Raw genomic sequence first — 19,983 nt, forward strand, 5'->3', positions numbered from 1 at the left:
TTTCCGTCACTCCCGGGGTAAATTGCGCACCAACCACGGGAACATACGGTAGTTCACTCCGGTCCGGCGGTTCACCTGAACGTGCTTATCACCCGTTCCACGTCGTCAGCCGTGTTGTAGAGATGGAACCCGAATCGCTGCCTTCCGGCCCGGGTACCGGCCACGACGCCCGCTTTCTTCACTCGGTCGGCGTCAACGGCGAGCGAGACGATCGCGCTCCCCTGAACGGGTGAACCGAGGGCTTCGAGGAGTGAGTCGGCGAGCCCCACGCAGTGCGCGCGGACGGCGTCGAGGTCCAAGGACCCGAGGTAGTCCAGTGAGGCGGCGGCACCGACGAACGAGAGCCAGGCCGGGGACAGGTCGAGCGACCGGGCGCCCTCCGCGAGCCTCAGCGGGAGGCCGTAAACGGTCTGCCAGCGTTCCTCCCCGGCGTACCAGTTCGCGGCCACCGGCAGCGCCCGCCCCAGCACCCGTGGATGCGCGGCCAGCCAGGCCGCCCCGCGCGGCGCGAGCAGCCATTTGTAGCCGGCGGCGACCACCCAGTCGGCCCAGTCGAGGTCGAGCGGCTGCCAGCCCGCGGCCTGGGTGGCGTCGAGCAGGACGGCCGCGCCCGCCGCCTCGGCCGCGGCGCGGAGCCTGTCGAGGTCGACTTGCGCACCGTCCGCCGACTGGACGACGCTGACCGCGACGAGGTCGTGCCCTTCGAGACGTTCGGTCAGTTCGGCCAGCGGGACTTCCGTGACCTTCACCCCGCGGTGCGCCTGTGCCGCGAACGGGAAGGTGACGCTGGTGAAGTCGTTCCCCGCGACCAGCACGCTGGCGCCCTCAGGCAACCCGGCCGCCACGTTCGCGATCAGCTGCGAGACGGACGCCCCGACCGCGACCCGGTCCGCCGGGACCCCGATCATCGCGCCGAACCCGGCGCGGGTCCGCGCGACGGGCTCGTCGAAGTCCGCCGGGCGGGCCTCGCCGCGCCGCCACCGCTCGACCGCTTCCGCCACCGCGTCGGCCACGTGCGACGGCGGGACGCCGATGCTCGGGGTGTTCAGATATCCGGGCGGGACGGCGAATTGACCGTTTCCCATGACAGGTGTTCTCGACTCTGTCCGCAACTCCACTCCCGCTCGTTCGTCTTGGGATCGCGACGCATCACCGGAAGCCGCGGCTTTCACCGGCTATGGCTCGGCACGGACCGGACGAGCGGCCGACTTCACCGTTCACGGATCACCGGAAAGTAATCTCCGCCAAGCTTGATCTGCCCACTGGCATCGATGGAGTTGTCCCGATCGCCCGTCACATTGCGGAGGTAGGTGTAGGCGTAGGCGGTGAACCGGACTCGACCGTCGCCGAGGTTCGTGATCCCCTGCGGCTCGTCCAGCCGGTCGAATCCCACGGCGTAGTGCGTTCCCACATCTGCCGTGTACGTCGTGGGGTCGTTACGGGCCCGCTCCGCCGCGAGTCTGGCTCGCGCTTGCCCTGGAGATACGCGCTCTTTCATGGCCCCTCCTGGATCCGGCTACGACCAAGGTATCGAGCGAACGCGGCTCCGGACGCCGACAATCGGGTCTACTTCGCCGCGGTCCGGTTCCGCCGACCGCGACACCGATGGGGCTGAGTAGCCGGGCGGAACGGCGAATTCGGCTCCGAAGGTCCGCATGCTCCCGAGGCTAACGAGCTTCCGGGAGCAGGGCCGCGACGTCGTTGTAGGAGGGCGGGGTCAGCGGGAGTTCGCCGCCGTCGCGGACGGCCTCCACCGTGCGCAGCGTGGCCGCCAGCGCCATCCGGTACGGCAGCGAACCGAGGCTGATCCGGGCGACGCCGAGTTCGGCCAGCCCCGCGACGGTGACCTTGCCGGGAAGGAACAGCAGGTTCAGCGGTTTCGCGGTGGCCTTCACCAAGCGTTCGACGTCGGCGGGTCCGGCGAGCCCGGGGACGAACACGCCGTCAGCTCCTGCGTCCACATAGGACAGTGAGCGCTCGATCGTGGCTTCGATGCCGGGTTCTCCCAGCCAGTACGTGTCGGTGCGCGCGTTGACGAAGAGGCCAGGAGCGCGTCCCTTCGCCGCCGTGATCTTGGCCGCGTGCCGCACCGGGTCGCCCAAGGCGTCTTCGAGGTTGATGCCCGCGACACCGGCTTCGGCGAGTTCCGCGGCGAGTGCCCCCACCTCGCCGGGGTCGTCGCTGAACCCGTCGGCGAGGTCGACGCTGATCAGCGCGTCCAGCCCGGTGAGCCGCCTGGCGAGCCGGACGGTGGCGTCCTTCGAGGACGGGGCGCCGTCCGGCTCGCCCTCGGCGGCCGAAACGCCGAGGCTCGTCGTGCCGAGCGCGGGGAAGCCTTGCGCGGACAGGAAGGCGGCCGCGCCGAACTCCCAGACGTTCGGCAGGAGCAGCGGGGAACCGGGGACGTGCAGTGCGGCGAAGGCGGTCATGACACGACGGTAGCCAGCGGACGCTTCGGCGACGGCCGACGTGTCGGGCGTAAGTACAGGAAGGCCCCCTTCCTGTACCTAGGCGCAGGGTCCCGGCGCAGTCGGGATCTTTCAGGTCAGGCGGTTACTCGTCGCTGTGTGAGGCTCGCGATGGAGGAATCGGGACGTCGAGTGTCCCCAGCGGGCACCGGTGGCGGAGCCCTGAGCGGGGAGGCGAGCGTGTCCGCCGGGTGACGCGACACGCCATCTCACGACCACCCAGGCCCACATGCCAGGCCTGGAAACCGCGTGAAGGCCCCCTTTCCTCGGCTGAGCCGAGGAAAGGGGGCCTTCACGCGGTAGGCGCGCCCACGACCACCGCGGGTCAGACCCGTTCCAGGAACGGCGTCAGCAGCTCCGGAACGGACTCCTCGGCGAACAGCAGGCCCTGCTCCTCCCCCGCGTCGTAAACCGAATACGCCCCGCCACCGGCGGCCGTGGTCGCGACGACGGTCAGCAAACCCTTGCGCCGCTGGAATACCGACTGCTTCACCGTCCAGCCGATCACGCCGTCGCGTTCCAGTGCGAACGTGCTCCGCCGTACGGTCCCGTGCCGCCCCACCAGGTACCGGCCGGTGATTCCGTGCCCGAGGTTGCGATAGGCGTCCAGCGCCAGCAGCACCGAAACCGGCAGCAGCACGACACCGAGCGCGGCGCCGATCACCAGCAGGACGTCGGTTAGCAGGAAGCCGAGGATCGCGAAGATCGCCAGCAGCACCACCACCGAGCCGGCCCACCAGCGCAGCAGCCGTCCCCGCGCGGCGCGGGGATGTCCGGTGAGCCGGACGGCTTGGGTCGGCGAAATCGGTTCGCGCAGCACTTCGGCGGCGATTCGGTTGGCCGTCGCGACCGGCGTGGCGGGCAGGAGTGTGTGGTAGTCGGTCTGGTCCTTGTCGTCGCTCTGCCGCATGCCGGTGGCGATCGCGTCGACGCGTGCCGCGCCGGAGATCCGGTTCCCGAGCGGCTCGACGAGGTCGATGCCGCGCAGGCGGCGTTCCTCGATCGAGATCGAGCGCGTGGTGAACAGTCCGCGGCGCACCCGCAGGGTGCCGCCGGGCTCGCGGTCGAGCCGGTAGTTCCACCACATCTCCACCCACAGGCCCAGCGCGCCGACCAGGCCGACGACCATCGCGAGCGCCAGCAGGATCAGGATCGCCACCACCAGCGGAATCCCGCGGAACAGGCCGATCACCCAGTCGATCAGGCCTTTCTGCAACCCCATCCACTCGGAGACCTGCATGAGCCCGCCGCCGGCGGCGAGGCCGAGTGCCGGGGTCAGGAACGACATCGGCGCGTAGCGGATCCAGCTCCGGTCCAGTTCGGCGAGCGGGGCGTCCTCGTCGGTCTCCGCGATTTCCGCGCGGCGCAGCAGGTCCGCGCGCAGCCGCTCGGCCTCGGCGCGTGAGACGGGGTTGAGCTTGATCCGGCCCTGCCCGCCCGACTCGTGCGAGCCGGTGCCGATGGTCACCACGGCGACGCCGAGCAGGCGGTGCACCGGGTTCGCCGTCAGGTCGACGTTGCGGATCCGTTCGCGTTGCAGGGACTTCCGCGACCGGAAGATCAGCGTGAACGCCGTCTCCAGCCGGTCCGGCGTGACCCGGTACCGCACCCCCTTCCAGTAGAACAGCTCCATCAGCACGCCACCGCCGACGAGCACCACCCCACCGGCCACGACCCAGGCGAGCGCGACCCAGAACCTGGCGCCGCCACCGACGATCGCGACCGTGACCGGGATCGCCGCGCTGACGGCCGCGCCCGCGAACGTCAGCGCGGTGACGGCGAGCGTCCGCTTGTCGAGCGTGCTCCAGCCCTCGAACTCGCCCGAGGTCATGTCGCGTCCCCCGGCGTCGCCTGCGTCGTTTCGGTGAGCTGCTCCGCGAGGCTCGCGGCCAGTTCGTGGTCGAGTCCCTTGATCTTGACCGCGCCCCGCGAGGACGCCGTCGTGACCGTGACGGTCGCGAGCTTGAACACCTGCTGCAAGGGTCCGCGCAGGGTGTCCACGGTCTGGATCCGCGACATCGGCGCGACGCGCCACTCCTGCCAGAAGAACCCGGAACGCGTGTACACCGCGGTTTCCGTGACCTCCCAGCGGTGCACCTTGAACCACCACAACGGCATCGCGATCACCCAGGCCACGCCCAGCACCGCGAACACCGCCGCCGGTGTCAGCAGCCAGAACCGCGCGGGCTCGATGAGCAGCCCGAGCAGGGCCGGCACGAGCACCGGCAAGACCCAGAAGAGTGTTCCCTGCAAGCGCCACCAGCCCACAACCCGCTGATCCAACGCGTTCCGTGGCGGCCTCAGCCGCACCTTCCCCCGATCGGCTTCCACCGACTTCACCCCCGACGGTCGTTTACAATGCGATCGCATCGTAATAGCGTGGGACAGTAGTGGCAATGCGATCGCATGGCAAACGGCGGAACGGATGGTGAAGGTGCCGAAGCAGGTGGATCACGCCGCGCGCCGCGCGGAGATCGCCGAGGCGCTGACGAGGCTGACAGCCACGCGCGGTCTCGAAGGAGTCAGCCTCCGCCACGTCGCCGCCGAAGCGGGCATGTCGATGGGCTTGGTGCAGCACTACTTCAAGACCAAGGACGAGATGCTGCTCTTCGCCATCGAACGCCGCTCGCAGGTGTACGAGGAGCGCCTCAAAGCCCGGCTGGAAACGGGTGAAGTGCCTTCGACTCCCAAGTCCATCCTGCGCGCGATCATCGCCGAGATCCTGCCGCTCGACGAACGCCGCCGCGGCGACTGGCTGATGGGCGTCGCGTTCTTCATCCGCTCGATTGCCGATCCCTCCTTCGGGGTCGCGCTCACCGAAGGCGTTCCCCAGTTGTTCGAACTGTTCGCCGTGCTGATCCGCCAGGGCCAGGAAGCGGGCGATGTCGACAAGTCGGCCGACGCGATGCACGAAGCGACCATCCTCTGGGCGCTCGCGGATTCGCAGGGCACCAACATCGTGATGAAGCACCGGACGCCGGACGAGGCGATGTCCACTGTGGACTATTACCTCGACCGGCTGTTCGGCTCAGCTCCCGCCGGATGAGGACGCCGCCGACGCCCGTATCGCCCGCAGCTCACGGAACAGCTTCCGCAACGCGGGAACCGCGTCCCCGCCCCGTTCGGTCAGCTCCTCGATCCGGTCCTTGTACCGGCGTTTGTCCCGGCCGGGAATGACGTCACGGAGTTCGACGGCGGCCACCAGCGCGGTGAGCGCGGCATCGCGCGCGTCCACATCGGACGACGGCGCCGGCCCGCGCAACGCCTGATCGACCAAGGCACGCAGCCTGTCGACCACGGCAGGATCCCGCACGATCGGGTGGCGCGACGGGAACAGGCCCAGCGTCCGGCCGGTCTTCATCTCGATCACGCCCGCCGCGTCGAGCTGGGACTCCACCGCCTCCAAGGTGCCGCGCGCGTCCTTGCGCACCCACCATTTCCACTTGCGGGGGCGCTCCCCCGCGATCTCGGTGAGCAGTTCGTCGAGGACGAGGTCGCCGGTCGGCCCGGCGCCCGAAACCGCGACCCGGCCGTCCTCGTCGGCGACGCGCCCGCGCAGCGCGAGGTCGGTCATCGCGGCGCCGCTGACGAGCAGGCCCGCCCGGTGCCGGTCCCGCAGTTTGCCCTTGCCGACGTCGCAGGCGAGCAGATACGCCTTGGCGGGTAGGGAAAGTTCGGTCATCGTCAGTGCCTCTCCAGCTTCGGCCAGATTTCGTCCCACGACCCCCGTCTGCCGTCATACCGCCACAGCAGCCCTTCCACCACCGGCGTCACCGTGGCGAAGTACGGCTCGAGCAGGCCCGGATCGAACCCGAGGAACAACACGCTGTCCGCGGACTCCGGTGGCCTGTCGAAGTACCAGTAGCCGCGGTGGCCACTGTAGACGTGCTGGATGCCGTACCGCGGGCCGTAGAACTCCGTCGCGGCGGCGAACGGGTAGATCTCGGCGTAGACCGCGGTGCGTGCTCGCTGCTCCGGCGGCAGGGCGGCATAGGTCTCGCCGACCGCCTTGACCAGTTCCTGTTGCGGCAGTTCTCCACCGGCGAAGGAACTGCCGAGGGTGATCGGCCCGAGGCTGGTCCGCGTCATGCCCACCGGATAGACCGGCAGGCCGGCGAGGGTGATCACCGCCGAAAGCACCATCGCGGGCCAGGCGATCAGCCGCCACCGGGGCACGTGCTGCACGAAACCCGTCGCCGCGGCGGCGAACGGCAGCGCGAAGACGCTCATCAGATAGTAGGAACGCCCGTGCGGCAGCAGGAACGCGACGATGAGCGCGGCTATCGCCACCCCCAGGAAGCGATAGCCGCGGAGTGCACGGGAAAAGTTCAGCCGGACGAGGCCGTAGACGAACGCGAGCACCCCGGCCCCGACACCCGCCGTCAGGAAGCCGTCACGCAGAAAGGCCCACGTGCCGGGGAATTCCGCCGCCACGACGTCGGTCATCACCAGGTACGGCCAGCCGTTGCCCGCCTGCCAGAGCAACGTCGGCACGGTGACGACGACGGCGATCCCCGCGCCCAGCCATAATTTCGGGCGCCGCGGGAGTTCCCTCGGCCCGAACACCAGAGCGCTCAGGAGAGCGAGCCCCCAGAACGCGGGGATGAGGAACTTCGTCTCCAGCGAGATCGCGGTGACGACACCCGCCCAGACCAGCAGCCCGTCACGGCGGACACGGACCCAGCGGACGACCAGCCAGACGATCACCGTCCAGAGGAACGGATCGAGGACGTAGGTGCCGATCCAGTGGCTGACGATGATCACCCCGGACGTGGCGTAGAACCCGGCCGCGAGCACCTGCGCGCCGCGTCCACCGCCCAGTTCCCTGGCGATCAGGGCGGTGACGACCACCCCCGCCACCGCGGCCAGCGTCATCGGCAGGCGCAGCATCACCAGCGAACCGGGGAACAGCGAGTCCATCGCCCCGGCCAGCGCCGGGATCAGCGGCGGCTGGTCGAAATAGCCCCACGCCAGGTGCTCCCGGCCCGCCATCAGGAAGTACAGCTCGTCGAAACCGTGCGCGTACCGGCCGCTCGTGGCCAGTAGCGCGGCTCCGGCCAGCGCGGCGACGGCGAACACCGGCAGGCGGGCGAAAACCGCCTCCCGATCCTGTCCTGTTTGGACTGTCTGGGTCGCGTTGCTCATGTTCCCCAGTCCACCGCGGGCGGCCACCGTCGGGAAACCGGGTAAGGAGGGTGACCGGATAGACGAAAGTTGCGGATCCCGGGCGGCTTCGTCCCCTGCTGGTTACCGTCGTCGCGTGGAGAAAAGCAGGCCGTTCCGGCCCGGTCCGGTCGACACCTTGTGGCTCACGCTGGCGGCGCTCGCGTTCGCGGGACTGGACATCTCGCTGTACGTGTTCGGCGAACCGACGACGGGGTGGGCGGGACCGGCCGCGGGTGTCGCCATGCAGGTGCTGTTCGATCTCTCGCTGATCCTGCTGTTCCGGTTCCCGCGGCTGGTCGGGGGCCTGATCACGGTGGGTGCGCTGCTGATGCTCGCCTCGGACCTGTTCTCCCCCGGGCTGCTGGTGCCGGAGCGGCAGCTGACGCTGATGACCGTCCCGACGATCACCCCGGTGGTACTGAGCCAGCTGGCCCGGCTGATGGACCGGCGGACCGTGCTCTGGCTGACCGCGATCCTGGTGGTCTGCGCGTCACGGCCGTGGGACGCGCAGTGGAACACCACTCCGTTCGGGCTGCTCAGCACGGCGTTCCCGACCGCGATTTCGCTGTACTTCGAGGCGCGGCGCCAGCTGCTGCGCTCACTGCGGGACCGTGCCGAACGCGCCGAACGCGAACAGCACCTGCTCGCCGAACGCGCCCGCGCCGAGGAACGGCGGAAGCTGGCGGAGGAGATGCACGACGTCGTCACGCACCGGCTGAGCCTGATGGTGCTGCACGCCGGCGCGCTCGGCGTCGTCTCGGCCGACAAGGCGGTGCGGACCTCCGCCGAGGACATCCGGCGCGAGGGCGCGCTGGCGCTGGACGAACTGCGCGATCTCGTCGGTGTGCTGCGCAACGGCGCGAACGCCGAGCCGCGCACCCTCACCGGCGGCGCGGCGGGCGATCCGGCGACGCTGGTCGCGGAATCGACGTCGGTGGGCATCCCGACCGAACTGACCGTGCACGGCGATCCCGGGCGGATCTCCCCGGCCGTCGCCCGCACCGCGTACCGCGTCGTGCAGGAAGCGCTGACGAACGTCCGCAAGCACGCGCCGGGCTCGACCGCGACCGTCGAACTCCGCCATCACGCGGACGGTCTGGAGATCACCGTGGAGAACACGCGACGAGGCGCCACGCCGGATCCGGCGCTGGCTGGCAGCGGGTCCGGCGCGGGGCTGGCCGGGCTGCGGCAACGCGTCGAGCTGATCGGCGGCCGGTTCGACGCGGGCCCGAGGACGGGCGGCGGGTACCGCGTCAGTGCGATACTGCCCGCCTACGTCCCGACGGCGGAAGGAAACGCGTGATCCGGGTGGTCGTCGTCGACGATGAACCGATGGTCTGCGCGCATCTGCGGACGATCCTCGGTTCCGCGGCCGACATCGAGGTGGTGGCGCAGGCGCAGGACGGCGCCGAGGCGGTCGAAGCCGTGGTCCGGCACCGGCCGCGGGTGGTGCTGATGGACCTGCGGATGCCCGGCGTCGACGGGCTGACCGCCATCGAACGGATCGCGAACCTCCCGGAACCACCCGCCGTCGTCGCGCTGACGACGTTCGACGCGGACACCTACGTCATCCGCGCGCTGCGGGCGGGCGCGGCCGGGTTCCTGGTGAAGTCGACGCCGCCCGAGGACCTCATCGGGTTGGTCCGCGTCGCCGCCGACGGGCACACCGTCCTGTCCCCCGAGGCCGCGCAACGACTGGTCGCGATGTCGGCCGACGGACGGCGTCGCGGCGACGACGCGCGTCGGAAGACCGAGGGGCTGACGGAGCGGGAGAAGGATGTCCTGGCCTGTCTCGGCGAAGGACTGTCCAATGCGGACATCGCCGCGCAGCTGCATCTGGCCGAGGCGACGGTGAAGAGCTACGTGTCGAGGATGCTGGTCAAACTGGACTGCGCGAACCGGACGCAAGCCGGGCTGCTGGCGCACGAGGCCGGTCTGGTCAAGCGCTGAGCTGTCTCCCGAGGACGCCTCAAGCGGTGACGCGAGGTGCCCGCGCTCCGGCGCCGTGCGAAACGTTTCCGTCGGCGCGCGAAAGACTGGCGTCGTCGTGGCTCTTGCGGGCGTCGAGGACCTCGCCCATGTGGACGCGCGCCCACCGGTCGAGCATCTCCAGCGGTTCGGCGAGGTCGCGGCCGAGCGCGGTCAGCTCGTACTCGACGTGCGGCGGGATCTCCGGATACGCGGTGCGCGTCAGGATGCCGTCGCGGACGAGGCTGCGGAGCGTCTGGGTGAGCACCTTCTGCGAGATGCCGCGCACGCGTTTGCCGATCTCGGTGAACCGGAGCGGGCCGTCGCCGAGCACACCGACGATCAGCACGGTCCACTGGTCGCCGATGCGGTCGAGCAGCGCGCGGGTGGGGCAGTCGGGGTCGTACGGGTTTCCGAGCACGTGACCTCCTCACTCTCCCCGGGAGAGTAACATGCCTAGCGAGAGGGAGCGGGCTGCATCAGCGCCTCGAACAGCAGGATCAGGTGACGGCGGCCGCGCTCCCAGCGCGCCTCCAGTTCGGCCTGGTCACGGGTCGCCCAGCTGGCGATGAGGATGCCGCGGACGACGTCCATCGCCGTGTACACCGCGTGCAGGAACTCCGGATGCGCCGAATGGTCCGGAAGCAGCGCCTTGCCGAACTCGACCAGGCTGCTCGTCGCGATCGGCTCGACCACCGCCATCTGCGCGCGCAGATCCGGGTCGGTGCGCGAGGCCACCCACAGCTCGACGGTCGCCGAGAAGACCGGGCCCTGGTGCATCTCCCACATCAGCTGCAACGCGTCCCCGACCGGGTCGGCCGACGCCTTGAGCCGGTCGATCTCGGCCATCGCGACCTCGGTGCGCCTGGCCGCGAGGTGCCGGATCGCGGAAGTGACGAGGTCGGTTTTGGTTGGGAAGTGGTGCACCTGCGCACCGCGGGTCACCCCGGCGAGGTCCGCGACGCGAGTGGTCGTGGTGCCCGCGTAGCCGTACTCGACGAGACAGTCGATCGTGGCGTCGAGCAGCCTGACGCGCATCGCGGCGCTGCGTTCCTCCTGCGTACGTCGTGGGGCTGGCATGCGCCTACTTTATGGGGCGCCACGCGAGGCGCGCGTCACGAGGCTCTCGGCCATCCGCCCGATGAAGTGGCCGAGGAAGCGCCGGAAGAACCAGCCGGTGGGCTGGCGCCGGACGATTACCCGGTCGCGTGCGACCGCGGGGTGCTGAACAAGCGGTATCGCGACAGCCGTCCGGTCGGTTCGGGCATCGGGCTCGCGCCGGCCCACGGCCTGGTCACGCGGATGGGTGGAGCCGCGTTCACGCTCGCGTTGCGGTTAGGGTGATCAGGTGGAGATGTTGCACCTGCGGTATTTCGTCGCCGTCGCCGAGGAGCTGAACTTCTCCCAGGCGGCCAGGAAGCTGCACATGGCCGCCTCCCCGCTGAGCCAGCGCATCAAGGACCTCGAACACGAACTCGGGCACAAACTGTTCGACCGCAGCACGCACCACGTGACGCTCACCGCGGCGGGTTCCGCGCTGCTGCCGATCGCGCGGGACGTCCTCGACCAGGTGAACGCGATTCCCTGGCGGCTCCAGGAGGCGGTGAAGCCGCGGCGGAGCACCGTGTTCATCGGGATGCCCGCCGGCGTGCACCCGGCACTGCGGGAACGGGTCAAACGGCTCGGAGAACGCTGTCACGACCGGTTCGAACTCAAACGCTGGCCGGGGACGACGCCCGATCTGGTCGCCGCGGTGCACGAGGGCAAACTCGCGTTGTCGCTAGTCCGGATGCCGGTGACCGATCCCGCGCTGGAGCTGATCCCGGTGCAGGTCGAGCAGCTCGGCGCCGTCGTGCCCGCCGACCGGTTCGCCGGACGGGAAACGGTGGACATCACCGATTTGAGTGATCTGTCCTACATCCCGTCGGCTTCGGAAAGCATTCCGGCCTATTCGGACGACATGGACCGCACATTGTCGAACGCGGGCATCAAGAAAAGGCTCAAAGTCGGCGGAACCGAATATTCGGGTATCTCGGAATTGGTGGCGAACGGTTCGTCGTTCTCGATCACCATGCTCGATCCGGCCAGCCCGATGCATCTCTTCCTCGTCGACGGCGCCACCATCCTGCCGTTCGCGGATTTCCGGCCCCGGCTGGAGACCGCCCTGGTCTGGCGCCGTGACCGCGCCGAGGACGGCGACCTCGCCGGACTCATCGAAGGCGTCCGCGAGATCTTCGCCGAACCGCTTTCGACCTGATCGAGGTGACGCCGCACCGCACGCCTTCACCTCGGCTGCGAACCCGGTATGTCGCGAAAGTGGCTTTCGCGACACAGCCGCTGGGCGCATAGCTCAAAACGGACACAAGAATGGTATGACCACCCCGGTCACACCATTCTTCTTTTCTTGATCATTCCCTTTATCGCTATTCGAGCCTAACTTGGAAGGTAGAGCGAACAACGGCGAAGGGAAAGCAAATGACTCAGACCGCCACCGGACCACTGGACGGCGTTCGCGTGATCGACCTCTCGACGGTGGTCATGGGCCCGTACGCCGCGCAGATCCTCGGCGACCTCGGCGCGGACGTGATCAAGATCGAGTCCCCCGCCGACACCGTGCGCGTGGGCAAGTTCCGCACGACGCCGGGCATGACCCCGCTCAACCTGAACGTGAACCGCAACAAGCGCAGCGTCGCCCTCAACCTCAAGGACGAGGAGCAGCGCGAGCGGGCCCTCGAGCTGATCGACACCGCCGACGTCCTGATCACCAACATGCGACCGGGCGCGCTGAGCAGGCTCGGCATGAACTACGCCGACGTCGCCGCGCGCAACCCCGGCCTGGTCTACGCCCACGCGCAGGGCTTCCGCAGCGACTCCGACCGCGCGGGCCACGCCGCCTACGACGAGACCGTGCAAGCCGCGTCCGGCCTGGTCGACGTCGCGAACCGCGCGCTGGGCAAGCCGGTCTACCTGCCGACGATCATCGGTGACAAGGTCTCTTCCCTGACCATCGCCTACACCGTGCTCGCCGCGCTGGTGCACCGTGACAAGACCGGCGAGGGCCAGCGCGTCGAGATCCCGATGACCGACACGCTGATCGCGTTCAACCTCGTCGAACACCTGGCCGGGCACGTTTTCGAGCCCGCGGAGAGCCCGACCGGCTTCGGCCCGTCGATGAACCCGGGGCACAAGGCCGTGCACACCAAGGACGGCATGGCCTGCGTGATCCCGTACAACCCGCGGAACTTCCGTGACTTCTTCCAGGCCGCGGGACGGCCGGACCTGGCCGTCGACCCGCGGGTCAACGGCGACGCCATCGACGGCGCCGACCACGAGGCGCTCGCCGAGATGATCGCCGACTGCGCCCCGGCACTGACCACCGAAGAGTGGACCGAGGTCTGCGCGAAGCACAGCATCCCGATGGCCCCGGTCCTGGAACTGGACACCGCGCAGGACGACGAGTACGTCCGCGACGGCCACCTGCTCGACGTCGTCGAGCACCCGAGCGAGGGCTCGATCCGCACCATCGGCATCCCGGTGAAGTTCTCCGCGACCCCAGGTTCCGTGCGGCGCCTGGCTCCCCTGCCGGGCCAGGACACCGAAGACGTCCTGCGCGAACTCGCCACCACTCGCTGAGGAAGAAACATGAGCACCACAGAAGTAAGGACAGAACGGGTCGGCGGCACCCTGCTGATCACGATCGACCGGCCGCGGGCCCGCAACGCGGTGAACGCCGCCGTCGCGGCAGGCCTGGCCGAAGCACTCGACCTCCTGGAAGCCGATCCCGCGCTGCGAGCCGGTGTCCTGACCGGCGCGGACGGTTCGTTCAGCGCGGGCATGGACCTCAAGGCCGCGTTGAAGGGCGAGTCGCCCGAGGTCCCCGGCCGCGGTTTCGGCGGGCTGACCGAGGCCGAGTTGTCGAAGCCGCTGGTCGCGGCCGTCGAAGGCTGGGCCATGGGCGGCGGTTTCGAACTGGCGCTGGGCTGCGACCTGATCGTCGCCGCCGAAGACGCGAGGTTCGGGCTGCCCGAGGTGAAGCGCGGGCTGATCGCCGCCGGCGGTGGCGTGATCCGGCTGCCGAAGCGGATCCCGCACCACCTGGCGATGGAATTCCTGCTCACCGGCGAGCCGATCAGCGCCGAACGCGCCGGAAACCTCGGCCTGGTGAACCGCGTCGTCCCGACCGGTGAGGCCGCCGCCGTCGCACTGCAACTCGCCGAACAGATCGCCGCCAACGCGCCCCTCGCGCTGGCACTGGTCAAGAAGATCGTCCGCGCCGCCGACGGCGTCCCGGACGCGCAAGCGTTTGCCACCCAGCGTTCGGAACTGCCGGCGCTGATGAAGTCGGCCGACGTCCGCGAGGGCATGCGGGCCTTCGCCGAGCGTCGGACTCCACAGTGGACAGGTGAGTGACATGAAGCAGCAAGAAGTCCTCCGGCACGTGACCACCCCGCTCACCAATCCGGCGTACGCGCCGGTGGTGCCCCGGTTCACGAACCGCGAGTACCTCAACATCGTCTACCGCACCGACGCCGACGCCCTGCGCGCCGTCGTCCCGGAGCCCCTGGAAATCGACGAGCCACTCGTGCGGTTCGAGGTGATGAAGATGGGCGACGTCAGCGGTTACGGGCCGTACACCGAGTCCGGCCAGGCGATCCCGGTGAGCTTCGAGGGCGAGCGCGGCGAGTACCTGCACGCGATGTACCTCGACAACTTCCCGGCCACCGCGTCCGGCCGCGAGATCAGCGCCTACCCGAAGACGATCGGCTCACCGGAGTTGTTCGCCGAGAACGGCGCGCTCGTCGGGACGCTCGACTACGGCAGCCAGCGGGTCGCGACCGCGACCATGGGCTACAAGCACCATCGGCTGGACGCCCGCGAAGCCGAAGCGCAGATCACCGTGCCGACGTTCATGCTCAAGACCATCCCGGACTACGACGGTTCGCCGCGGGTCTTCGAACTGGTCCGCACCGAGATCACCGACGTGGTCGTCAAGGAAGCGTGGACCGGGCCGGCACGGCTGCAACTGTTCCAGCACGTCCTGGCCCCGCTGGCCGATCTCCCGGTGCTGAAGGTCGTTTCGGCGAGCCACATCCTCACCGACCTGACGCTCGCCCCGGTCAAGCCGGTCTTCGACTACTTGAAGGGAGCACGGTCATGACTTTTCGCACTGCCGCGGTGATCGGCGCGGGAACCATCGGCCTTTCGTGGACGGCGTTGTTCGCCTCGCACGGGATGGACGTCCGGGTCTCGGACCCTCGGCCGGACCTCGCCGACGCTGTCACCGGCGCGCTGGAGGCCTTCGCCCCGCACCTCGGCCAGGCCGCCGCGGACCTCGCCCCTCGTGTCCACCTCGCCGTGGACGTCAAGGAAGCCGTCCGGAACGCGGATATCGTGCAGGAGAACGGTCCTGAGGACGTCGAGTTCAAAAAGGACCTGTTCGCGACGCTGGTCCGCGAGGCTCCCTCGCACGCACTGCTGCTCAGCTCGTCTTCGGCGATCCCCTCAACGGCGTTCGCCGGGGACCTCGGCGACGCGTCACGTGTCCTGATCGGGCACCCGTTCAACCCGCCGCACCTGATCCCGCTGGTCGAGGTCGTGCCCGGTGAGCGCACGAGCGCCGAGTCGGTCGAGCGGGCTGTCGAGTTCTACCGCTTCGTCGGCCGTACGCCGGTGGTGGAGCACAAGGAGATCCCGGGATTCGTCGGCAACCGGTTGCAGAACGCGCTGAGCCGCGAGGCGATCTACCTGGTGGAACAGGGTGTCGTATCACCGTCCGAAGTGGACGCCGTGATGACGAACTCGCTCGGCATCCGCTGGTCGGCCGTCGGGCCGTTCCTCGGCTCGCATCTGGGCGGCGGCCCCGGCGGCTATCGGCACATGGCCGAGCACATCGGCAAGTCGATGAAGAAGATGTGGGCGGGCCTCGGCCAGCCCTCGCAGAACCCGGAAGAACAGGAACGGCTCATCGAAGCCGTGGAATCCGCTTACGGCTCCTCCACGTACTCGGAACTCGCCGAGGCGCGCGACCGCAAGCAGCTCGCGGTGCTGTCCGCTTTGGACAGTGCCCGTACGGAGGAGAACTGACATGACCGCCGACTTCTACGACTACGAGGCCCTGCTGCCGGAGGAGGAGCGCAAGCTGCTGCTCAAGGCGCGCGACTTCATGCGCACCGAGGTCAAGCCGCTCGTGAACGAGTACTGGGCGAAGGGCGAGTTCCCGCACGAACTCGTCGGCAAGTTCCGCGCACAAGGTCTCGCCGGGCTGCCCTACGAGGGCTACGGCGAGCACCTTCCGGCCACCAGCCACCTGCTCAGCGGCATGATGGCGATGGAGATGACCCGCACGGACCCGTCGGTGGCCACGTTCTTCGGTGTCCACAACGGACTCGCGATGTACAGCATCTATTCGGGCGGCGACCAGGAACAGCGTGACCGCTGGCTCCCGTCGATGGCCGCGATGGACAAGATCGGCGCGTTCGCGATGACCGAGCCGCTCGGCGGCTCCGACGTCGCGGGCGGCATGCGCACCACCGCTCGACGCGATGGTGACACCTGGATCCTCAACGGCGCCAAGAAGTGGATCGGGAACGCGACCTTCGCCGACCTGGTCATCGTGTGGGCCCGCGACGAGGAAGACAACAACGTCAAGGGTTTCGTGGTCGAGAAGGACTCCCCAGGGTTCGTGCCGGTGAAGATCGAGAACAAATTCGCGTTCCGGATCGTGGAGAACGCGGAGATCACGCTGACCGACGTCCGGGTTCCGGAGGCCAACCGGCTGCAAGGCATCGACTCGTTCCGCGACGTCGCGGAGATCCTGCGCGCGACCCGCGGCGGCGTGGCGTGGCAGGGATTGGGCGTGATGATCGGCGCCTACGAACTCGCGCTGGACTACGCCAAGGAGCGCAAGCAGTTCGGCCGTCCGATCGCACGGTTCCAGCTGGTGCAGGACATGCTGGTGAAGAGCCTCGGCAACATCACCGCTTCGTGGGGGATGCTCGTGCAGCTCGCCCGGTTGCAGGACGCGGGGGTCTTCAAGGACGAGCACTCGTCGCTGGCCAAGGCGTTCGTGACGTCGCGGATGCGTGAGGTCGTCGCCTGGGGCCGCGAGATCTTCGGCGGCAACGGGATCGTGCTCGACAACGACATCATGCGGTTCTTCACCGACGCCGAGGCGATCTACTCGTTCGAAGGCACGCGGGAGATGAACACGCTGATCGTCGGGAAGGCCATCACCGGCCAGAGCGCCTTCGTATAAGCACTGTTGCCGTGAAGGCCTCCTCTCCTACTTTGAGGTAGGGAAGGAGGCCTTCACGGACTTGCCAGCGGTACTTCCCGTCCCGGACGTCCCCGGCGACCAGGCTGTTCCGCGTCAGCATCTCGGCGACGGCTCGTCGTCACTGAAGTTCTTGCCGTCGACGCTTGAGCCGCAAGTAGTCCTCTACTTGCGGCTCCGGCCGACCGCAAGTAGAGGACTACTTGCGGACGGCCAGGCACATACTCCTCAGTTCACGCAGCCGGGCGGCGCGGAAGGCGTCGGCGAAGGCGGAGCGGCGACAGAGGAAGTGGCCGCGACCGGCTTGATCCCGATCCCGCCGGTCGGCTCTCCCACCGCGGCGACGTTCGTCGACGTCAGCGCGGACTCCACGAACGCCTTCACCTCGGCGGGGTCCACCTTCACCGCGTCGCCGTCGGACGGCGTCGGCAGGGAAAGGCTCTGTACCGGGATGGTCTGGAACTTCAGCGCACCCGAACTCATCCCCCGCAGCTGCTGCGCGAAGCTCACCACATCCCAGCCGCGGTCGAGCACGACCGAACCCTGGACGGCGCCGACCAGCGCGCTCAGCCTCGTGGGGTCGGTGAACGTCCCGGCGTCCAGCATGGTCTTGGCCATACTCGAAAGGAACGCCTGCTGCCGCGCGATGCGGTCGAGGTCGCTGGGCAGCCCGTGCCGTTGCCGCACGAACGCGAGCGCCTGCGGTCCGGAAAGCAGCTGCTTCCCGGCGGGGAACGAGGCCCCGGAGCGCTTGTCCTGCACCGGTTCCTTGAGGCAGACCTCGACCCCGCCGATGGCTTCGCTCAGTGCGGAGAACCCGGCGAGGTTGACGGCGGCGTAGTGGTTGATGGACAGGCCGGTGAACTGCTCGATCGTCTGGATCGTGAGTTTGGCGCCCGCTTCGTTGGCCTTGACCTCGAGCTGCGCGCCGGTCAGGCCCTGGGCGCGCAGCGAGTTCATCGCGGCGTTCTTGCCACGGCTGTACGCCGAGTTGATCTTGTGTTTGCCGAAGCCGCCCGCGATGTCCACATAGGAATCGCGCGGGATGGAGACGGCGCTCGCCGCGGCCCCGCCCACCGGGATGTGGACGACGATCATCGTGTCGGTGGTGTCGCCGCCGTCATCGCCGGCGCCGGCGTGCAACGTGTCGAGGACGTTCTGCGGCAACGGGTTACCGTTGGTGTCGGTGCGGGAGTCGATGCCGACGAGCAGGATGTTCTGCGCCACCTTCAGCGGTTCACCCGCCGGGCCGTGGGGAACCTGGGCGGAGGGCGCGATCACGTCGGCCGTGACGATCCCGTCGTCCAAACGGCTCAACTGGGTCCACGCGTACCCCGTGATCCCCAGTACGGCTGTCGACACCAGGCCCAGTGCGACGCGGCCGCCGATCCGCCGTCCTCGCGACGTGAGCAGCACGACCTTCTCCCCGCTTCCGTGAATGATCCCCCGCAATCGAGGATCACCGCGTTAGCTGGGAATTACCTGAGAAACTCGTCATGAACGGGTCTTAAAGCCCGTTCGGACCAGCGGAAGTGAGCAAGCAGACAACCCGTCGCGACACCCAGTGCCGGACCGACCGCGCTGCGCTTCCTAGCGGGGCAGCCGGCGCCAGATCGCCCGTGGCACCACACGCATCACGGCGAACACCAGCCTCAGCAGTCCCGGCACCCACACCGTGTCCCGGCGTTTCCGGAGCGCGGCGACCGTCGCGTCGGCGACCTGATCGGGCGTGCTCGAGAACGGCGCCGGAGACATGCCCTCGGTCATCCGGCCGATCACGAAACCGGGCCGGACGAGCAGGAGGTGCACCCCGGTGCCGTGCAGGGCGTCGGCCAATCCGCTCGCGAAGCCGTCGAGGCCCGCCTTGGCCGATCCGTAGACGTAGTTCGCCCGCCGGACCCGCACCCCGGCGACCGACGAGAACACCACCAGGCTCCCGTTTCCTTGCTCACGAAGCACAGTGGCCACCTGAGTCAGCACACTCACATGAGCCACATAGTCCGTGTGCACGATCGCGACGGCGTGGCCGGCGTCCGTTTCGGCACGCGCCTGGTCGCCGAGGATCCCGAAAGCGGTGACGACGACGTCCAGCGGCCCGTGCTCCGCGACGACCTTCTCCAGAAACGGACCGTGCCCGGCGAGGTCGTCGGCGTCGAACTCGACCGCGGCGACCTTCTCCGCGCCCGCCGCCAGCACTCGCTCCGATTCGGCGCCGAGGTCCGCACTCCGCCGCGCGGCCAGCACGATCTCGCGTGCCCCGCCTCTGGCGAGCCGCTCCGCGACCGCGAGGCCGATCTCGCTGCGCCCGCCCAGTACCAGCACCGTTCCGCTCACCCGCCGCAGTCTGCCAGGCGGGATCTGCCCGCCTGCGAGTGGCACGGTTCACAAACTGCAATTTTGCAGTCTCTGCATCTTTGTGCGTATCGTGGTGCTCATGTCCGAACCCATCCTCGGTCTCCGCGAGCGCAAGCGGCTGGAAACCCATCGCGCGCTGGCGACCACCGCCGTCCGGCTCGTCGCCGAACGCGGTCTGGATCAGGTGACGGTCGAGGACATCAGCGCGGCGGCGGGGGTCTCGCCGCGTACCTTCTTCAACTACTTCGCGTCCAAAGAGGACGCCGTCGTCATCGCGCACGCCGACACCGCCGAGCAATCGCGGCGCATCATCGAAAAGTTCCTTGCCACACCGAAGGAAGTCAGTGCTCCGCGCGCTCTCATCGACGCGTTGAAAGAGGAAATCGTCCACATCGACGAGAACCGTGAAGAGTGGCTCGGCCGGATGAAAGCGATCCACGAGAACCCCACCCTGCATTCGCGCGCGGTGGCCATGAACCACGACACCATCGCGCCGACGATCGAGGCAATCGCGCAGCGCGTCGGGGTGGATTCCAAGGCGGATCTCTACCCGACGTTGCTGCTGTCCGCGCTCGGCGGCGCGGTCAACGCCGCACTCCTCCTCTGGTACCAGCACGACGGCCGGATGTCCGCGCTCGACCTGCTGGACGAAGCCGTCGAAATGCTTCTCGCCGGGCTCCCGGAGCCCGGCGGCCGCGCGCGCTGACGCGCCCGGCATCACAGAAACACGAAGGGGGACAGCCATGTCCGTAT

21 protein-coding genes and 1 pseudogene are annotated in these 19,983 nt (G+C 68.9%); 11 read left to right on the top strand and 11 right to left on the bottom strand.

Annotation, left to right across the window (positions count from 1 at the left end; genetic code table 11):
* Nucleotides 1-71 precede the first annotated feature (71 nt).
* The 5 genes from BS329_RS01390 to BS329_RS01410 form a co-directional block, all read right to left on the bottom strand.
* The gene (locus tag BS329_RS01390) at nt 72-1,085 is read right to left on the bottom strand and encodes an aminotransferase class V-fold PLP-dependent enzyme (protein WP_076154945.1); all 1,014 of its coding nucleotides are present in this window, start codon (nt 1,083-1,085) and stop codon (nt 72-74) included.
* 125 nt (nt 1,086-1,210) lie between these two features.
* A complete protein-coding gene (locus BS329_RS01395; protein ID WP_143252787.1) occupies nt 1,211-1,498 on the bottom strand; it encodes a hypothetical protein in 288 nt (95 codons plus the stop codon).
* Between the two features lie 169 nt (nt 1,499-1,667).
* On the bottom strand, nt 1,668-2,429 hold the full coding sequence (locus BS329_RS01400) for an isocitrate lyase/PEP mutase family protein (RefSeq protein WP_076154949.1): 762 nt from the start codon (nt 2,427-2,429) through the stop codon (nt 1,668-1,670).
* A 364-nt stretch (nt 2,430-2,793) separates the two neighbouring features.
* Nucleotides 2,794-4,299, bottom strand: coding sequence for a PH domain-containing protein (locus BS329_RS01405; protein WP_076154950.1), 1,506 nt, complete (start codon nt 4,297-4,299; stop codon nt 2,794-2,796).
* The gene (locus tag BS329_RS01410; protein WP_076154952.1) at nt 4,296-4,838 is read right to left on the bottom strand and encodes a PH domain-containing protein; all 543 of its coding nucleotides are present in this window, start codon (nt 4,836-4,838) and stop codon (nt 4,296-4,298) included. The genes BS329_RS01405 and BS329_RS01410 overlap by 4 nt, the downstream gene beginning before the upstream one ends.
* A 55-nt stretch (nt 4,839-4,893) precedes the next feature.
* Here BS329_RS01410 and BS329_RS01415 point away from each other — a divergent pair, with 55 nt between their 5' ends.
* Nucleotides 4,894-5,514 carry a TetR/AcrR family transcriptional regulator gene (locus tag BS329_RS01415; RefSeq protein ID WP_076154953.1) on the top strand — a complete coding sequence of 207 codons (621 nt, stop codon included), beginning with the start codon at nt 4,894-4,896 and terminating at the stop codon, nt 5,512-5,514.
* On the opposite strand, the gene BS329_RS01420 is transcribed toward BS329_RS01415, so the two are convergent.
* Nucleotides 5,497-6,150 (bottom strand): GOLPH3/VPS74 family protein, encoded by a 654-nt coding sequence (locus BS329_RS01420; protein ID WP_076154955.1) that lies wholly within the window; start codon nt 6,148-6,150, stop codon nt 5,497-5,499. The genes BS329_RS01415 and BS329_RS01420 overlap by 18 nt on opposite strands.
* Nucleotides 6,151-6,152: 2 nt before the next feature.
* Nucleotides 6,153-7,613, bottom strand: a complete 1,461-nt coding sequence (locus tag BS329_RS01425) for an ArnT family glycosyltransferase (protein WP_076154956.1) — start codon at nt 7,611-7,613, stop codon at nt 6,153-6,155.
* A gap of 115 nt (nt 7,614-7,728) precedes the next feature.
* Between BS329_RS01425 and BS329_RS01430 the strand changes: the two genes are divergently transcribed.
* Together BS329_RS01430 and BS329_RS01435 are read left to right on the top strand one after the other, a co-directional pair.
* Nucleotides 7,729-8,937 carry a sensor histidine kinase gene (locus BS329_RS01430; RefSeq protein WP_076154958.1) on the top strand — a complete coding sequence of 403 codons (1,209 nt, stop codon included), beginning with the start codon at nt 7,729-7,731 and terminating at the stop codon, nt 8,935-8,937.
* Nucleotides 8,934-9,584, top strand: a complete 651-nt coding sequence (locus tag BS329_RS01435; RefSeq protein WP_076154960.1) for a response regulator transcription factor — start codon at nt 8,934-8,936, stop codon at nt 9,582-9,584. Before BS329_RS01430 ends, BS329_RS01435 begins: the two co-directional genes overlap by 4 nt.
* Nucleotides 9,585-9,603: 19 nt before the next feature.
* Here the strand turns inward: BS329_RS01435 and BS329_RS01440 are convergent, their stop codons facing one another.
* Both BS329_RS01440 and BS329_RS01445 read right to left on the bottom strand, forming a co-directional pair.
* Nucleotides 9,604-10,023 carry a winged helix-turn-helix transcriptional regulator gene (locus tag BS329_RS01440; RefSeq protein ID WP_076154961.1) on the bottom strand — a complete coding sequence of 140 codons (420 nt, stop codon included), beginning with the start codon at nt 10,021-10,023 and terminating at the stop codon, nt 9,604-9,606.
* A 35-nt stretch (nt 10,024-10,058) separates the two neighbouring features.
* Nucleotides 10,059-10,640, bottom strand: coding sequence for a TetR/AcrR family transcriptional regulator (locus BS329_RS01445; protein WP_076154963.1), 582 nt, complete (start codon nt 10,638-10,640; stop codon nt 10,059-10,061).
* Between the two features lie 102 nt (nt 10,641-10,742).
* Here BS329_RS01445 and BS329_RS01455 point away from each other — a divergent pair.
* The 7 genes and pseudogenes from BS329_RS01455 to BS329_RS01485 all read left to right on the top strand — a co-directional run.
* Nucleotides 10,743-10,946 (top strand): annotated as a pseudogene (locus tag BS329_RS01455) (two-component sensor histidine kinase); the annotation flags it as partial.
* 4 nt (nt 10,947-10,950) lie between these two features.
* On the top strand, nt 10,951-11,859 hold the full coding sequence (locus BS329_RS01460) for a LysR family transcriptional regulator (RefSeq protein WP_076154966.1): 909 nt from the start codon (nt 10,951-10,953) through the stop codon (nt 11,857-11,859).
* A 218-nt stretch (nt 11,860-12,077) separates the two neighbouring features.
* Nucleotides 12,078-13,235 carry a CaiB/BaiF CoA transferase family protein gene (locus BS329_RS01465; RefSeq protein WP_076154968.1) on the top strand — a complete coding sequence of 386 codons (1,158 nt, stop codon included), beginning with the start codon at nt 12,078-12,080 and terminating at the stop codon, nt 13,233-13,235.
* 9 nt (nt 13,236-13,244) lie between these two features.
* On the top strand, nt 13,245-14,012 hold the full coding sequence (locus BS329_RS01470; protein WP_076154969.1) for a crotonase/enoyl-CoA hydratase family protein: 768 nt from the start codon (nt 13,245-13,247) through the stop codon (nt 14,010-14,012).
* A 1-nt stretch (nt 14,013) separates the two neighbouring features.
* Complete coding sequence (locus BS329_RS01475; protein ID WP_076154971.1) at nt 14,014-14,760, top strand: acetoacetate decarboxylase; 747 nt, start codon at nt 14,014-14,016, stop codon at nt 14,758-14,760.
* Nucleotides 14,757-15,686 (top strand): 3-hydroxyacyl-CoA dehydrogenase NAD-binding domain-containing protein, encoded by a 930-nt coding sequence (locus tag BS329_RS01480; RefSeq protein ID WP_076154973.1) that lies wholly within the window; start codon nt 14,757-14,759, stop codon nt 15,684-15,686. The genes BS329_RS01475 and BS329_RS01480 overlap by 4 nt, the downstream gene beginning before the upstream one ends.
* 1 nt (nt 15,687) lies before the next feature.
* Nucleotides 15,688-16,857: an acyl-CoA dehydrogenase family protein gene (locus BS329_RS01485; RefSeq protein ID WP_076154974.1), complete on the top strand. Its 1,170-nt coding sequence runs from the start codon at nt 15,688-15,690 to the stop codon at nt 16,855-16,857.
* Between the two features lie 246 nt (nt 16,858-17,103).
* Here the strand turns inward: BS329_RS01485 and BS329_RS01490 are convergent, their stop codons facing one another.
* Nucleotides 17,104-18,291, bottom strand: coding sequence for an LCP family protein (locus BS329_RS01490; protein WP_076154976.1), 1,188 nt, complete (start codon nt 18,289-18,291; stop codon nt 17,104-17,106).
* Between the two features lie 174 nt (nt 18,292-18,465).
* Entirely contained in the window at nt 18,466-19,209 is a 744-nt protein-coding gene (gene dprE2 / locus BS329_RS01495) for a decaprenylphospho-beta-D-erythro-pentofuranosid-2-ulose 2-reductase (RefSeq protein ID WP_076154978.1), read from the bottom strand.
* Between the two features lie 100 nt (nt 19,210-19,309).
* Between dprE2 and BS329_RS01500 the strand changes: the two genes are divergently transcribed.
* Complete coding sequence (locus BS329_RS01500) at nt 19,310-19,936, top strand: TetR/AcrR family transcriptional regulator (protein WP_076154979.1); 627 nt, start codon at nt 19,310-19,312, stop codon at nt 19,934-19,936.
* Nucleotides 19,937-19,983: the final 47 nt, after the last annotated feature.

This window comes from Amycolatopsis coloradensis, from assembly GCF_001953865.1.
Lineage (GTDB): Bacteria > Actinomycetota > Actinomycetes > Mycobacteriales > Pseudonocardiaceae > Amycolatopsis > Amycolatopsis coloradensis.